General features: G+C 69.6%; 14 protein-coding genes. 9 read left to right on the forward strand and 5 right to left on the reverse strand.

Going from position 1 to position 15,052, the window contains the following annotated elements; all coding sequences use genetic code 11:
* Positions 1 to 73: 73 nt before the first annotated feature.
* Entirely contained in the window at positions 74 to 553 is a 480-nt protein-coding gene (locus V1460_RS15595; protein ID WP_338674318.1) for a hypothetical protein, read from the reverse strand.
* On the reverse strand, positions 550 to 2,658 hold the full coding sequence (locus tag V1460_RS15600; protein ID WP_338674319.1) for a right-handed parallel beta-helix repeat-containing protein: 2,109 nt from the start codon (positions 2,656 to 2,658) through the stop codon (positions 550 to 552). Before V1460_RS15600 ends, V1460_RS15595 begins: the two co-directional genes overlap by 4 nt.
* Before the next feature lie 419 nt (positions 2,659 to 3,077).
* On the opposite strand from V1460_RS15600, the gene V1460_RS15605 reads away from it, so the two are divergent.
* A complete protein-coding gene (locus V1460_RS15605; protein WP_338674320.1) occupies positions 3,078 to 3,623 on the forward strand; it encodes a hypothetical protein in 546 nt (181 codons plus the stop codon).
* 596 nt (positions 3,624 to 4,219) lie between these two features.
* On the forward strand, positions 4,220 to 4,450 hold the full coding sequence (locus V1460_RS15610; protein ID WP_338674321.1) for a hypothetical protein: 231 nt from the start codon (positions 4,220 to 4,222) through the stop codon (positions 4,448 to 4,450).
* A gap of 122 nt (positions 4,451 to 4,572) precedes the next feature.
* Here the strand turns inward: V1460_RS15610 and V1460_RS15615 are convergent, their stop codons facing one another.
* Positions 4,573 to 4,890: a hypothetical protein gene (locus tag V1460_RS15615; RefSeq protein WP_338674322.1), complete on the reverse strand. Its 318-nt coding sequence runs from the start codon at positions 4,888 to 4,890 to the stop codon at positions 4,573 to 4,575.
* Between the two features lie 99 nt (positions 4,891 to 4,989).
* Here V1460_RS15615 and V1460_RS15620 point away from each other — a divergent pair, with 99 nt between their 5' ends.
* The 6 genes from V1460_RS15620 (at position 4,990) to V1460_RS15645 (ending at position 9,496) form a co-directional block, all read left to right on the forward strand.
* Positions 4,990 to 5,442 carry a GNAT family N-acetyltransferase gene (locus tag V1460_RS15620; RefSeq protein ID WP_338674323.1) on the forward strand — a complete coding sequence of 151 codons (453 nt, stop codon included), beginning with the start codon at positions 4,990 to 4,992 and terminating at the stop codon, positions 5,440 to 5,442.
* A gap of 31 nt (positions 5,443 to 5,473) precedes the next feature.
* A complete protein-coding gene (locus V1460_RS15625) occupies positions 5,474 to 5,653 on the forward strand; it encodes a hypothetical protein (protein ID WP_338674324.1) in 180 nt (59 codons plus the stop codon).
* Positions 5,654 to 5,996: 343 nt separating this feature from the next.
* Positions 5,997 to 6,521 carry a MepB family protein gene (locus V1460_RS15630; RefSeq protein WP_338674325.1) on the forward strand — a complete coding sequence of 175 codons (525 nt, stop codon included), beginning with the start codon at positions 5,997 to 5,999 and terminating at the stop codon, positions 6,519 to 6,521.
* 758 nt (positions 6,522 to 7,279) lie between these two features.
* Positions 7,280 to 7,459: a DUF6480 family protein gene (locus V1460_RS15635; RefSeq protein ID WP_338674326.1), complete on the forward strand. Its 180-nt coding sequence runs from the start codon at positions 7,280 to 7,282 to the stop codon at positions 7,457 to 7,459.
* Positions 7,460 to 7,850: 391 nt separating this feature from the next.
* A complete protein-coding gene (locus V1460_RS15640) occupies positions 7,851 to 8,177 on the forward strand; it encodes a hypothetical protein (protein ID WP_338674327.1) in 327 nt (108 codons plus the stop codon).
* Positions 8,178 to 8,245: 68 nt separating this feature from the next.
* Positions 8,246 to 9,496 carry a DUF6545 domain-containing protein gene (locus tag V1460_RS15645; RefSeq protein ID WP_338674328.1) on the forward strand — a complete coding sequence of 417 codons (1,251 nt, stop codon included), beginning with the start codon at positions 8,246 to 8,248 and terminating at the stop codon, positions 9,494 to 9,496.
* An 89-nt stretch (positions 9,497 to 9,585) separates the two neighbouring features.
* Here V1460_RS15645 and V1460_RS15650 read toward each other — a convergent pair whose 3' ends face one another.
* Entirely contained in the window at positions 9,586 to 12,045 is a 2,460-nt protein-coding gene (locus tag V1460_RS15650; protein ID WP_338674329.1) for a SpoIIE family protein phosphatase, read from the reverse strand.
* Between the two features lie 249 nt (positions 12,046 to 12,294).
* Here V1460_RS15650 and V1460_RS15655 point away from each other — a divergent pair, with 249 nt between their 5' ends.
* Complete coding sequence (locus tag V1460_RS15655) at positions 12,295 to 12,600, forward strand: hypothetical protein (protein WP_338674330.1); 306 nt, start codon at positions 12,295 to 12,297, stop codon at positions 12,598 to 12,600.
* A 190-nt stretch (positions 12,601 to 12,790) separates the two neighbouring features.
* Here V1460_RS15655 and V1460_RS15660 read toward each other — a convergent pair whose 3' ends face one another.
* The gene (locus tag V1460_RS15660) at positions 12,791 to 14,725 is read right to left on the reverse strand and encodes a glycoside hydrolase family 15 protein (RefSeq protein ID WP_338674331.1); all 1,935 of its coding nucleotides are present in this window, start codon (positions 14,723 to 14,725) and stop codon (positions 12,791 to 12,793) included.
* Positions 14,726 to 15,052 lie beyond the last annotated feature (327 nt).

Raw genomic sequence — 15,052 nt, forward strand, 5'->3', positions numbered from 1 at the left:
GGGCGTATGCCGGCCGGGAGCGGGAAGGTTGCCGCGGCGGCATGCCGAGGCGCCGCATCGGTGAGCCCTGCCATCAGCGGACGACGAGCTGGGTGAGTACGAGCCCCGACTCGTGGGTCTCGACCGCGAACAGGCCCGTCCGGTCGGCCGTGAGGGACAACGTCCGGGCGCGTCCCGGCATCAGTTCGGTGGTCATGTCGAAGCCGTGAACGTGCAGTTCGTCGGCCTGGTCGCTGGTCACGACGAGGGCCACCCGGGTGCCCTTGGCCACTTCGACACGGCCGGGGGCGGGGCTGACCTCGTTGCCCGTGACGGTGATGCGGACGGTTCTGGTGGACGGAGCGGAGTCCCGGTCGTCCCGATCCCGCATGTCACTGCCTGAGTCGTCGGGCGGCCGGGTTGCCGGAGCGACGGGGGTTGTTGCCGTGTCGTGGCTGGTCCCGGGCTTGTGGTGGGTGGTGGGCCGGGCACAGCCGACCGCTGTCAGGGTGACCGCGAGGGCCGTGCCGATGGCGAGCGTGGCGAGGCACAACGGAGCCGTTCGCTTCCTCATGACGTCCCCGTCCTTGTGTCCGGCCCAGGCTCCTCCGAGTTCTCGGTGCGTACGTCGCCCGTAGCCGTAGCCCGGTCCTGGTGACGGCTACGGTTCGGGGCGGCGCCCGCCTGTTCCGACCGGCCTGCGGCAGCGATCACCGCCCAGACCACCCACGCCGCACCCACCAGGGCCCGCAGCCACGCCGGGCCGAGCGGAGTCCAGGGGATCATCACGACGGACTTGTCCCAGGCGTCGAGCAAGGTGAGTGCACCCAGCCCCACGGTCACCCAGCCGAACACCCTGCGTCGTCGAAGGAACCGAAGGCCCATACCGGCCCATCCGAGCCCGAGCAGCAACAGCGACACGGTCGGGATCACCGTGTGCTCGTACGACCTCGCCGAACCGATCACACCGACCACGAGTCCGATCAGCGCGACCGCGGCGGCCGCGGTCCCCCACCGGTCGCGGCGCAACGTCCGCCGCCACAGCACCCCGCCGACGAGTGCGAGCACGGCCGCCACGGCGATCGCGATCTGGGTCTCGATCCGCTCCACACCCCGCGCGCCGTACCAGTCGCATCCCGCGGGGAGCCTGCGGGCGCGCACGTCGTACTCCGAGCACACCAGCAGTTGCACCAGCTTCACCGGCTCGCCGACGATGCGGTCGCTGCCTCCCGACACCTCACCCGGTGTGTCACCGCACGCCGGGAGCGTCCGCGGGTTGCCCGGACCCGTGAGGCCGGACCAGCAGTTGCCCTCGCCCTGGCCGTCCCACCAGACGGCGGTCCTGTTGGGGCGGGGGTTTCCCTCCCGGTCGATGCCGAGGCGGTTGCCGATGAAGCGGTTGTGGTGGGACGTGTCCCACTGCTTTCCCACGCCCTCCTCGCCACGCACGAACCCGGGCACGGAATGCAGCACGAAGGCGGTTCGCTGGTTGCCGTAGATCCAGTTGTCCTGGAAGAGGTTGTAGTTGCCGCCGGCGATGACGACGCCGGATCCGACCGGGACCGAGATCTGAGGACAGACGACGCCTTTCTCGTACCCCCGCTCGGCGGGCGGCTTGGCGCAGGTGCCGTCCCGTACATGACGGTAGTAGTCCTGGTTGTTGTCATGGATCAGGTTGCGTTCGAACTTCGAGTGGTCCTGCGGGAGTCCGGGATGGCCGGGGAAGGCGCTGTCCATGGTGGCGCCCGCCATGTTGTGGTCGAACTCGTTGTCGTGCGCCCAGACCGAGTTGCCGGCCGTGCCGGAGTAGCCGACCATGTTGTGGTGGCTGCGGCAGCCCGTGATCTCCATGGAGTAGCGCTCGACGTCGTGGCCCCGCTCGCTGTTGACGTCGGAGGCGCTGCCCGGATAGATGCCGGAGTCGCCGTTGCCGTAGGACTCGCAGTCCTTGTACAGGCCGTGGTCGCTTGCGAAGGTCAGGAAACCGTACTCGTCGTTCCAGCGGGTGAGCACGTCGTCGATGACGAATCCGTCGCTCGCCAGGACGTAGAGGGAGTTGAATGTCGAGCGCTGCGCGGTGAAGTTCTTGAAGTAGACACCGTCGGCCATGTCGGCCCGGATGATGTTGAGCTTCCTGTACCCGCCGTCGATGATGACGTCGTTGCGGCTGGCGCCGGTGCCCTCGATCTGCAGATCCCTCTTGCCGAGAATCGCGATCAGGTTCTGGTTGTTGGGGCACTTCTCCTGCTGCTCGTACGACAGGATCTGGTATCCGAACGACGAATTGGGCGCCTTGAGCCGGGTGCACTCGCCCGTTGGCGCCGACTGGGTCGGTTCCTCCAGATACAGCCCCGGCAGAATCGCGATGCCCATGCCCGGCTTGTCGACGGCGTTCACCGCTTCCTGCAGATGCCGGAACCCGTTGTCCTGACAGCGCTCGAAGAGCCGGATATTGCGGTCCTTCAGTTCCGCCGGGAAGCCGGAGACGCGCCGATCGAAGTCGGCACGGTCGGTCTTGCACACGAGGAGATCGGGCTCCGCGCTTCGATAGAGCGGCACACTCCCCGAACCGTCGGGAAAGTCCACGGGACGTTCTTCGTGCGCCATCGCGGACGTCGCGCCGACGAGAAGGAACAAGACGGCTAACAGGACGCTCAGGGCACTGCGGGGCCTCGGCATGGCGGAAGAGTAGAGCAATGCCCACTATTTGTGATCCCCCTGCACATCACACGTTCCTGTCGCGGTTCCGCCCGGCGTCGCGGCAGACGCGCCACCGACGGCGAGGAGGCGGAGATCCCGTTCGCACAGTGCGGTGAGCAGCTGAAACGTGTCATCGGTCAGGGGTGCGCCCACGCCGCGCGGTGGTCTCGGCGGAGGTGTGTACCGTGTGTGTTTCCACTCGGGTCCAGGTCCGAGCCCGAGTCCGTGGCCGGGGTCCGTGCGGAGGTCGGGGCCAGGAACGCGTGAACCATGCGTGGCGGTGCGCACCCGGACGGCTGTTCCCGGTTGCAGCGGATACTGAGCTGACAGAGCATCACAGCGACAGAGACCCGCGCCGGGGTTCGCACCGGCCTTTGCCTGCTGCGGAGTGATGCACCATGGACCCGTCCTCGCTCGCTGACATCGAGTCGGTCGTCGGTGGCGGCAGGGCCGTCATCATGGCTGAGGACAGCATCGTCGTGGATGCTGTGAAAGCCACCGTGAAGAGTGGTAGGACCGCCACCTTCTACCTGACCCGTGCTCAATTCTCCGCAGTCAACGCGTGGTACTGGACACCGCAGCGGATGAAGCACATGGGACTCGAGCCGGTGTCGGACGAGGAAATGACCCGGATCAGAAGCGAGCTCGGAGCCGCGGCGTGCGGCTCGGCCTACTCCAACCGCATCAAGTGCCCCAACGGCCACACGTACGGCGCGTTTGAATTCGTGAAGCAGGGCATCGAGGAGCACGGGCTGGAGACCACCCGAGCGGTCTTCAGCCTCAAGGACGCGGCCGTGATCCGCGCCAATCCCCACCAGCAGGTGGTCTGCATGAGCTGTCGACGCCAGCTGGCGACCCCGCACTACTACGTCTACTGGGGCTACGGATGCTGCGTGGACCTGGACGACACGTCGACAGCCGCCTTCGCGGCCGGGCACGGCTGAACGCAGGGAGCAGCAGCGACCTGCGCCGCGCCGGCGTTCACGCCGTTTCCGCCGCCGCTGGGTCGGCGCCATCGAGGCCGACACAAGGAGAACGCGCGGGGTTCGGGCCACCGCCGGGTCAGGAGCGTGGGTACGGCTCCACAGCACGGCGACCGGCGGAGCTGGTCAGCCCGTCGCTCCGACGCAGGAAGCCGGATCCGGGCATCGCGTCCGAGCTCCCGCCGAAGACCGAGACCGACCGCCCGGCCTCCCTCACCGCCGAGCAGCGGTCCCCGTACGAGACTCGGGCAGAACCTGTCCGCCGCCGGAGCCGGGGCCGACCCGGGGGAGCACTGGTCACCACCGCGTCCGTGCGTGCCCGTGATCTGCTCGCCTGCACACACGGTTTCGCCACCCGGCCGGGGCCGTCACCGGACTTCTCGACGGTCGAACGAGCCGAGCTTCTCGTCGGCTGAACGCGAGGACGCCGGACGCGCGTGAGACGCCGCGAGGCGACCATGTCGTCAGGACGCACGGCTGCGTTGCGCGGCGGGATGGCCGGTGCCAGGCTGGGAACGTCGGCCCTACGGAGTCGTGGTGGTCGCCGGCGGGCTGCCGTGGCGCCCCGGGATGCCTCCGCACCGCTGCCGCGGGAGGGCGCCCCGGCGGAGGGTGACGACCCGCGATCGCGGCGCGCCGACAGTCTCTCCGAGGCCCGGCAGGCGCACCGCAAGCTGAAGACCTGGGTCACGAGGGAGGACCAGGAGGAGGCCACCTCGCTCGGTGGCGTCGTGGCCCAGACCCAGCAGCTGCTGTACACCCTCGCACCGGGCGGTGCGGGACACTGACTCGTGCTCGCGGATCCGGGAGAGGCGCGACCCCCACCACCGAGCACCCGCCGCCGAGTACCGAAACGATCCGTCCGCCCGCCACCGGCGTCCCCGGCCACCCACGGCGGAACCCGCACCACTCACTCGTCGAGCGCGCCCTGCAGCGACGAACCCGTCATCTCGACCACGACGGCCATCTCCCGCAGTCCGTCGGGCAGGTTCGCGCGCTGCTCCTCGCCACTGACCAGGACACCGTCCGGCAGAACGACAGCTGCGCCGAGACGGTCGGCCAGTTCGGCGACGATGTCCACGACTCCACCGGCCGGGAAGCGGTGCACGATGATGCCGTCGGCACTCACGCTCAGCTCCGCCTCTCCGCCCTCGGCTGCCCGGATCAGCACCTCCACGGTGTCCGGATCCGCTTTCACGGCGTGGGGTGCCAGCACCTCCCTGGTCACCCGTTCATCCAGCGTCTCGGGCTCGCCGTCGACGAACCGGTGCAGCGAGATCCCGCATCCCGGGAGGCTGCCGGAGCGCGTCCGAATATCATGCGGCGCATGACAGACATCGACATCAGGACCGCCGTCTCGGGCGACATCCCCGCCATCGTCGCCATGCTGGCCGACGACACACGGGGAGCCGCACGCGAGTCTCCGGACGACTTGAGTCCCTATCTCGCCGCATACGAGCGGTTGCGGACAGATCCCCACCAGTTCCTCATGGTGGCGGTGCGGGGTCCGATGGTCGTCGGCACCCTCCAACTGACCGTCATTCCCGGCCTCTCCCGCCGCGGCAGCACCCGGTCGGTCATCGAAGGTGTGCGGGTACACAGCTCGGAGCGCGGACAGGGACTCGGTGCGCAGCTGATCGAGTGGGCGATCGAGGAGTCCCGCCGCCAGGGCTGCTCATTGGTCCAGCTCACCTCGGACATGGCGCGGCCGGAGGCCCACCGGTTCTACGAGCGACTCGGCTTCGTGGGATCACACATCGGCTTCAAGTACCAACTTTGAACGGTGGTGTGCCACCGGGTGCGACACCCTGGTGTTCTGTCTTCGGGACCGGTTCTCGGACCTCGGCGACCTTCTGACCGCCAGCTCCGACCAGGGCATCAGCTCCGAAGCAGTCGCCATGGTCCAGCGCCTCATCCGACGCCAGATCGATGCGGGCCACGGAGGGGAGGGCTTCGCCCGAATCTTCGAGAGCATCAGGCAGCCAGGCTGAGAGCGTGTGTGGACGGGGGTGCGGCCATGTGCGGCGGCCTGGGCGGCCTGAGGCTCCATCGACATCCATCGACATACGCATGGTCCTTCTACGTGGACCGCGATCGGCACGGCGAGTTGAAGCTGCTGCTCTTCCTCCACGGTGATCCCGACATCGGGAACACATAGGTGATGACGCACGCGACAGGGGCGTAGCCGTATGTCGTCGATCGGACACCGGCGAGGCCGGACGGGCGCGCCGACCATGGCCTGAGCATGTCCGCACAGCAAGATCCCTTCTTGATGGACGACAGCCCCATACGGGGCCGAAGCCGTGTACGCGGGTGCGATGGCAGGATGACGGTATGGGTTCGAATCAGCCGTGGGCGGGGCTTCACAATGACCTGCTGGCAGCAAAGGCATTGGTGTACGACCCGAGTGGTTTCGTCTGCTCGCTGCCGGCGCCCGAGCCGGAGAGTGCTGAGTACGCGGCTTGCTCGTTCGCGCTGGATGACCGCTCGGTTCGGTTCCGCGCGGCCAAGACCACTCCGGCTAAGGCGGGACAGTTCGTCACCGTGTGGCAGCGGTCTGAAGAGGGGCCGATCCGGCCCTTCGACGCCGACGACGGCGTGGACCTCTTCGTCATCAGCAGCCGCGACGGCGACGGCTTCGGACAGTTCGTGTTCCCGTGCAGGGTGTTGTGCGAGCGCAACATCGTCTCCGGTGAAGGCTCCGGCGGGAAACGCGGATTCCGTGTGTACCCGCCGTGGGTGACCGCGGCCAACCGGCAGGCCCGCAGCACGCAGGCATGGCAGGTGGACTATTTCCTCGACCTCGGTCAGGACGGGCCTGCCGACCCGACTCTCGCCCATGCCCTCTACCACCCGTAGGTGCCCGCCGCTCGATGGCGTTCCGAACGGCGGGTCAACGCCGCTTCCCTCCCGAAGGGGACCGGCTGCAGCTGAGGGCCGTACTCGCCGGCTGCTCCGGTCTCGAAAGCCGGGTCGGGATTGGGGCTGGGGCCGGGTCTGAGGGCTGGTCGACGTCGGCCCGGACGCTGAGCCCAGGGCGGGTTTACATACGCTCCGAGCGTCGGTGCGTCGCGGCTGCTTGTGCAGTGCCATGAGGTGCCGGCCCAAGGCGAGTGCGGCGAGCAGCGCGACGAACACGCACACGCCCCACCAGTCGGCCTTGCTCCAGACCCGCACGCCGAGCCAGGATCCCGCGCTGCCGCCCAGGTAGGCGCAGGTCATGTAAGCGGTGTTGAGCCTGCTGCGGGCATCGGTGCGCACGGCATAGACGCGGACTTGGTTGGCGACCATTCCGCACTGCATCGCGGTGTCGAGGAGCAGCGTGCCGAGTGTCAGGGCGACCAGCCCCCGAGTGCCGCCCAAGGCACCGGCGGTCAGAATCGCGAGGCTCCCCACACGGCGAAACGCAGAGCGGCGTCGGCTCTCAGGGGCCGCGCGGCGCGGAAGTGTGTCGCATAGTGGGAAGACAGCCCGTCTCCGCTGCGGAAGCCGGCCACGCCTCGCCGGGGCGAGGACCCGCCGGGGCAGCGGGTCGGGGCCGGAGAGCCGCTGTCGGCATCTCGCGTGCCGGGAAGCCGGTGCGGCACTCCTCGAGTCGTGAGCGACGGGAGAGAGCGATGGTCGATCCACTCGTACCGCCTCAGGAGACGCCACCGGTGGAGGCATCCACCGCCGAGGCCCATCAGGAGCGTCCGGACGGTGGTCTCTGGGAGCACCCCGTGATGATCCTTTCGCTGATCGTCGCCTGCAGCGTGATCTTTGCAGCGCTGTTCATCGGCTGGGCCATCAGCCTCTGAGCGAGCCGTATGCCGAGGTCAGCGGGCCGTAGGCCGAGGCTGTTCCGGCGAGGCAGGCCCGCCGCCCCGCGCTCGGTCACGTCGACGTTCAGCCGGCTCAGCCCGCAGTGCGCGCGTCGAAGAAGTCCCAGGCCGCTTCCGAGGCGTCGGTGCCCGGCGGGAAGGCGGCCATCCGTAGGACCGCAGAAGCCCCCGGACCACACGTGCCCTGTCGAGTCCCGCGACGCGACGGTGGCGGTGTGAGCGGCGGCAGCCGTGGCCGAGCCGGACAGCCCGCCGACCGCCGAGAACACGGCCACGGCGTGGACAGGGAGAGTCGTATACGAGGAGAGGTAGACATGACCGCCTCCTGGGACAGTGTCCGCACCAGCGGGATGACCTCCGATCGAAGGTGATCCTTGACTGCTTCCCACCGGACACGGTCAGCGGGCTCTGGCTCGACCTCGGTGACCATGAAGTGGTCGCGGTGGAGAAGCACACCCTCCCTCTGCACCAGATGGTGATCCTGGGACACGAGCTGTGGCACCGCAAGGAGCGCGGGCGCGGTCTGCCCCACCCGGCCGCGGGAGACGCGGCTGCCCGGTTGCTCGCAGAGCGGTGGGATCTCGGTGACGCGGTCGCGTACGCCGCCGCGCGCACGGACTACGACCTGGAGGAGGAACGGCGTGCGGAGACGTTCGGCCGCCTGCTGGCGGCCAAGTTCCGGCCTTTCCTGTAGGGCAGGCGCAGCCACACCGCTCCCGACGAACGGGTGGGCCGCATCTGGGCTTCCCTGGGAGGACGCTGATGCAGGACGGCACCGACTACTACATCGCGGCCGCCGTGCTGGGCGCGGCCCTGCTCGTGAAGTCGCCCGGGCTGCTTCGCGGGTGGCGCAACCCCACGGTCCGGGCGGTGTACGCCCTGCTGTTCCTTCCCTGCGCGGGCTTCGTCCTCTCCGCTCCGCCCACCGTCGCGTACGTCAACCGGATCTCCGCTGTCAGCAATCTCTCGGCCCTGCTCGTCCACTGCATCATGACCGCCTTCGCGTGCGCGTCCCTGGTGCTGCTGGCCTACTGGCGAGGGGAGCCGGGAGACCTCGCGCGCACGCGTCGGCGCGTACGGGTGTGGCAGACCGGCTGCTGTGGCGTGATCGCCGTGTTGGCGGGGCTCTTCGCGCTGGGCGACGTCCCGGTGGAGCGTCCGCGTGACTTCGACACCTACTACGCCGCGACGCCCTTCATCAGCCAGATGCTCGTGCTGTACCTGCTCGTGTATGTCGCTGCCGGTGTGGCCACGGGGGTGGTGTGCTGGGGTTGGATCCTCGACGTCCGCGGGAAGACGGCCCACAGGTCCCGTACCTCGGTCGACTCGTGCCTGCGGGTGGGGCTCATGGTCCTGGTCACCGCGGCCCTGGCCAATGTGGTCTTCGGCTCCTTCAAGCTTGCGGCCATCGCAGCCCGTTGGGCGGGCCGGGACTGGGACGCTCTGAACGAGAGCCTGCCGCCCTTCATGTCGGCCAGCGGAATGATGGTCGGCGTAGGGCTGCTCGTGCCGGCGTACGGACCCGCGCTGATCGACCGCGTGTGGCAGCCTCTGGTCGGCATCACCGCCCTGCGGCCTTTGTGGCGCCTGGTCAGCAGCCCCGCGAACACCCGGAACGACAGCATCTTCCTGCCCCCGCCGTGGTACGCAGGTCCCGAGCAGACGCTGCTCTACCGTATGACGACCATTCACGACTGGATGCGCGATCTGTCCGTCCACTGCGCCGACGACATTCGCGAGCAGGCCTGCCTTCGGGCCAGGCGGAGCGGTGCCTCGCAGCGCGAAGCGACGGCCGCCGGCCTGGCGGCCATGTTCACGGCGGCGTCCGATGCCCGAGCGCGCGAGGTTCCACCCGCCCCGGATCGGGGCGCCGGTGTGGTGGCCGCCGTTCGCCGGGCCGAGCAGGCGGACCGTGACCTGCTGGTCTCGATCTCGCGCGCCCTGGCGACCACTCGGAGGCGCGGCGGCGCGGACCGGCACGCGTACCGGAGGACACCCACGACGTGCAGTTGAGGGTGCAGAGGGAGGCGCGCGGTGTGCCAGGTGGTGATGCGCTCGTCTCGTCCCGAAGGTCAGCGGGGCGCCGGTGCTCGTCCCGAAGGTCAGCGGGCGCCGGTGCCCGACACGGTGCCGCGAGCCGCGCTCAGCGGGGCTTCCGTGACCTGCCCCTGATCCCGATGCAGGTCCTTGGGGATGGTCAGCTCGGCCCAGATCGTCTTCCCGGATGAGGTGTACCGCGTCCCCCAGCGCTGGGACATCTGGGCGACGAGGAACAGGCCGCGGCCGCCCTCGTCGTCCCGGCGCGCCCGCCGCAGATGCGGTGCGGTGTGTGCGCTGTCGGAGACCTCGCACAGCAGGCAGCGGTCCCTGATCAACCTCAGTACGACCGGCCCGGTGGAGTAGCGGATGCCGTTGGTGACCAGCTCGCTCACCACAAGTTCGGCGGTGAACGAGAGCTCGGACAGGCCCCAGGCTCTGAGTTGGCTCTCGGTGAGCGTGCGGGCGTGAGCCACCATGGCCGGGTCGGACGGCAGCTCCAGGTCCGCCACCCGCTCGGCGTCGAGCCGCCGGGTGCGGACGAGCAGCAGTGTGGCGTCGTCCACCTGCGGTCCGGGCGGCAGGGCTGACAGCGCCCGGTCGCACAACTCCTCCAGTGGGCACCGCTGCCAGGTGAGCACCTCGGCCAGGCGGTCGATTCCGCTGTCGATGTCCTGGCCCCGGTCTTCCACGACGCCGTCGGTGAAGAACGCCAGCACGCTGCCGTCGGGCAGGTCCAGCTCGACGTTCTCGTACGGCAGGACGCCCAGTCCCAGGGGAGGTCCCGGGGTCAGCGCGGACATGGCCACCGAGCCATTCGCGTCGGCGACGATCGGCGGAGGATGGCCAGCACTGGACCAGACGCACCGGCCGCTGACCGGGTCGTAGATCGCATACAGGCAGGTGACCACCATGGCCCCACCGCTCAGTCCGTCACCCCCTTCGGGCTGCGATTCCTGCGCGACCAGGTCGTCCAGCCGTGTGAGCAGCTCCGCCGGGTCCAAGTCCAGCAGCGCAAGGGTCCGTACGGTGGCACGCAGCCGGCCCATGGTCGCTGCGGCGTGCATACCGTGGCCCACCACGTCGCCCACTGTCAGTCCCACTCTGGCCCCCGACAGCGGGATCACGTCGAACCAGTCGCCGCCCACGCCCACGCGGCTGTCGGCGGGAAGGTAGCGGTACGCGATGTCGACAGCGCTCTGTCGGGGCAGGTGCCGTGGCAGCAGGCTTCGCTGCAGTACCAGGGCCGCCGCATGCTGGCTGGTGTACTGGCGGGCGTTGTCGATACCGACGGCGGCCCGCTCGGTCAGTTCCACCGCGAGCGCCTGTTCCTCGGGGCCGAAGGGATCGGGATTGCTGGTGCGCCGGAAGGTGGCGAGGCCCAGGACGGCCTCGCGGGTGAGCAGTGGGACGAAGAGGCTGGACCGGGATTCGGTCGACCAGGGCTCGCCCGGTGCCTCGGCAGGGTATGTGTCGGCGATGCAGCGGCCGGTGGCAAGACTCAGGGCCTGCGGCGACGAGGGCGGGTAGGAGACGGGGCTGGTGCGGAACTCCTCAGGAGCGCGGCCGTGCATCCGCAGCAGCCCGTGCCCCGGCGCCGAGCGCGTCGGCGGCTCCCGTCCCTCGATGACCGCCGGCGGCAGGTCCACCAGCACCTCGTCGGCCAGCTGCGGTACCGCCACGTCGGCGAGTTCCGCGGCCGTACGGCGCACGTCCAGCGAGGCGCCGACGCGCTTTCCCGCCCGGACCAGGAGCGACAGGCGTTCCTGGGCGCGGTAGCGGTCGGTGATGTCCAGAGACTCCTCGAACAGACCCAGCGGCTCGCCTCGGGCGTCCAGCAGCCGGTGGTACGAGCACGACCAGACGTGCTCGCGCACAGGGTCGGCGGGGGCGCGCCCGCGGTAGTGCATGCCGACCACCGGCTCCCCGGTCGTCAGTACGTGCTGCATCACCTGTTCCTCGTCCGGGGGGTGGTGGCGGGAGATGAACTCGCCTTCCGGGAAGAGATCCGCGGCCGACCGGCCGGTGTACTGGGCAACTCCTCCCAGCTCCAGGTCGGTGGAGACGTTTCCCCATACGACGCGCATCTCGGTATCGAAGATCGTCAAGCCCACGGCGGACTCGGTCGCCAGTGCCTGGAGCATCGCCAGTTGCGCCTCCCAGCCGCGCAGCGCGTCGAGTTCGGCCGCGGTCATCACGACGGCCGCCGCTCCGTCGCGGTGCGACAGCGGGCTGAACGTCACGGCCGCGCGCACCGTATGGCCGTCCCGGTGGCGGAGATCCAGGACGACACTGCGGGGCTGGTGCGCCTTGCAGAGGGCCGCCAGGCGGCGGCCGGACGTCGGCGCCAGCAGCGGGGCGGTCGACCGGCCGAGCGCCTCCTCGGGAGAGTGTCCGAGAAGTCGCTGGGCAGAGACCCCCCACCCGACGACGCGGCCTTTGTCGTCCAGCACCGCGGTGGCGGCCTTGGAAGGGTCCAGGGGACTGTGGAAATCGACGTTCGCCGCATTCGGAAAACGATCCATGGCACCGCTTCCCTTCGTGCCCACCCAGCATCCCGTGCCGCAAGACGGACGACAACCGCACGCGCCAATCCACCGTGATCACCCAGGGTGACCGCCGAACACTTCCTGGATACGACACGCGATGCCCCCGTGAGCAGTCATGGACCGCAGTCGCCCGGATGGCGACACGGCCGACGGTGTGCAGGACGGAAAGGGGACCTGTCAGGCCACACGCGTGCTCACACATGCATCCCGGAGGAGGCTTCGCGGATGGGACACCACAAGCCGAACCGCGCCGTCGAAAGCGATCCGGACCACGGCCACAGCAGAGGACTCCCACGGCGGCCTGAAGCCGACGAACTCGAACAGCGCGCGATCCGCGACCGCGAGGAGGTGGGCCTGCCCCAGGGGACCCCGGAGGACCCTGACGCGCAGTACCGCGCTGAGCGCGACGAGATCGAGGACGCCGGGCAGGTGTCCCCACAGGGGTGCTTCGGCGGGAGCCCGTGCCGCGCGAGCCAGGCATGGCACGCGCACACCGCCGCACCACAGGTGCGGCAGACCGCTTCAGCCTGACGTGGGGCCGCGGACGACCGTGCCGCAAGGGTGCGGGGACCGAGGCGTGCTCCGTCCCCCGCTGCGGGCCGCTCGGCGGCTTCCGGCTGAGGGACGTCCACCGCGGGCAGGTGCGCGGCGCTGTGGTGTCGAGCGTTCGGACGGCGGGTGGCAGTGCGCGGGGGACGTGGCAGTACGGGGCTGCTCGTGCTCAGACCGCGCGCTTCGCCAGGATCAGCGCATCGATGAAGTCCAGGGGAGCGCCGCCCGGCTTGCCGTCCCGTTTACGCTTCGCCGATTCGATGGCGAGTGCCGCGGCCACCACACCGAGATGGCTGAAACCCTGCGGGAAGTTCCCCAACTGTTCGCCCGAAACCGGGTCGAACTCTTCCGCGAGTAGACCGAGGTCGCTCGCCGAACGGAGCACCGTGGCAAGACGCTTCCCCGCCTCGTCGATACGACCGGTGTAGGCCAGCGCACTGGCCAGCCACAGCGTGCAGAAGAGGAAACTCCCCTCGTGGCCGTTCAGCCCGTCGGCGCCGAGGTAGCGGTACACGTGCCCCTCCCTCGTCAGTTCCGCTTCGATCCGGTCGAGCGTGGCATCGATCCTCGGATCGCCGAGGGGAAGGAATCCTCGCAGGATCAATTGGAGGGCGGAGGCGTCGAGCGCGTCGCCGCCGAAATCCTGGACGAACGCCCCGGTCCGCTGGTCCACCCCGCGGCTCTCGATCTCCTCGCGTATCTCCTCCCGCGCCCGCACCCATCGGGCACGCAGCTCGGGGTCTCTGCTCACCTGCGGGAACCGGTCGATCAGGCATATGCCGGAGTCGACGGCCGCCCAGGCCATGAGCTTCGAGAACACGAAGTGGCGCCGTCCCGAACGGAACTCCCAGATGCCCTCGTCCGGCTCCCGCCACCGGGCGATGTTCAGCTCGACGAGGTCATGCACGAATCCGACCCGCTCCGGCCGGATCCGATCGCCGCGCAGCCGCAGCGCGAAGTTCAGCGCGAGCAGCACTTCGCCGTACATGTCCAGCTGGAACTGCATCCATGCCTCGTTGCCGACCCGCACGGGACGGGAGCCGCGGTAGCCGCCGAGATGGTCCAGGCGGGTCTCGTACAGGGCCCTGTCCCCTGAGACGCCGTACATCGTCCGCAGTTCCTTCGCACTGCCGGCTGTGGTCTCCAGCAGCCAGTCGGCGAAGTGGCGGGCCTCGTCCGTGTAGCCGGTTGCGGTGAGGGTGGCGAGTACGGCCGTGGCGTCGCGGACCCATGTGTAGCGGTAGTCCCAGTTGCGCTCACCGCCGATCTCCTCCGGCAGCGAGGTCGTGGGCGCGGCGATCACGGCCCCGGTGTCCGCGTAGACGAGCCCTTTCAGCACCAGCAGACTGCGCACCACCGCCTCCCGGTAAGGGCCTCGGTAGGTGCACCGGGCGGCCCACCTACGCCAGTACGCCACCGTTGCCTCGACGCGGTCGGCCAGCTCCCGGGCGCTGAGCGGCTCCGGCTCGGGCGCGCCTGGGAGCAGCCGGGTGAGGACCACGTCCACTTCCGCACCGGCGGGGACGGTGGCGTGCGACACGAAGCCGTCGTTCCCCGTCTGCCGGGCCGAGGGTTCCAGTGGGCCCAGACCACTCCGCAGCAGCAGCACTTCGCCGCCACCGGAGGCCCGGAGGGCTCCGTCCGGTGCAGGCGTGAAGGATGCATCGGACCGTGCGTAGTCGAAGGCGGGGAAGAACTCCAGGGTGAGGCCGACCGCGCCCGACACACCGTGAACGTGCCGCTGGAGCACGTGCCCCGGTGGTTTGCGGGCCGGGTGGCCGGGCCGCGCCGGGTCCACGTGGACGGGCAGGCAGTCGGTGACCGTGACGACGCCGCCCGACGTACGAAACGTGGTCTCCAGGACGTTGGTGTCGGGGAGATAGCGCCGAGTCGACGTGTACGCGTCGGTCGTGGGGGCGATGCGGAAGTGCCCCCCGCGTTCCCGGTCGAGTATCCGCGCGAAGACGGAAGGCCCGTCGAATCTGTGGAAGCAGGCCCACTCCACCGACGCGTCGCGTCCGACGAGTGCCAGCGAGTGCCCGTCGCTGAGAAAGGCGAAGTCGGAGATGGGCGGGAATCCCTCGGCACTCATGGATGCGTTCACGCTCGCTCCCGGCTCGCCCGGGATACGTCCGCTGTGGCCGGGCCGACCGTTGTTTTCCCAGCCTACGCCCGTGCCGTGGTCCCGCAATCCGGGCCGCGCACACCTGCGTCGAACCGGCGTCGAACCGTGCCGCGAAGGCCGGGACCGGACAGATCGAGGGCCCCGTGGGGATGGCACCGTGCCGCCTTGTCCGGTGGCGCGGACCGTTCGGCGTGAGCGCGGACCGTCCCGTTCGTACACGAGGTGTTTGAGAGCACACGGAGGTGCACGGCGCGAGCGGCCGTGGTCGCGTGATGCCCGCGTGCCACATTTCGCCACCGGCCGGTA

This window comes from Streptomyces sp. SCSIO 30461 (assembly GCF_037023745.1).
In the GTDB taxonomy this organism is placed as follows: domain Bacteria; phylum Actinomycetota; class Actinomycetes; order Streptomycetales; family Streptomycetaceae; genus Streptomyces.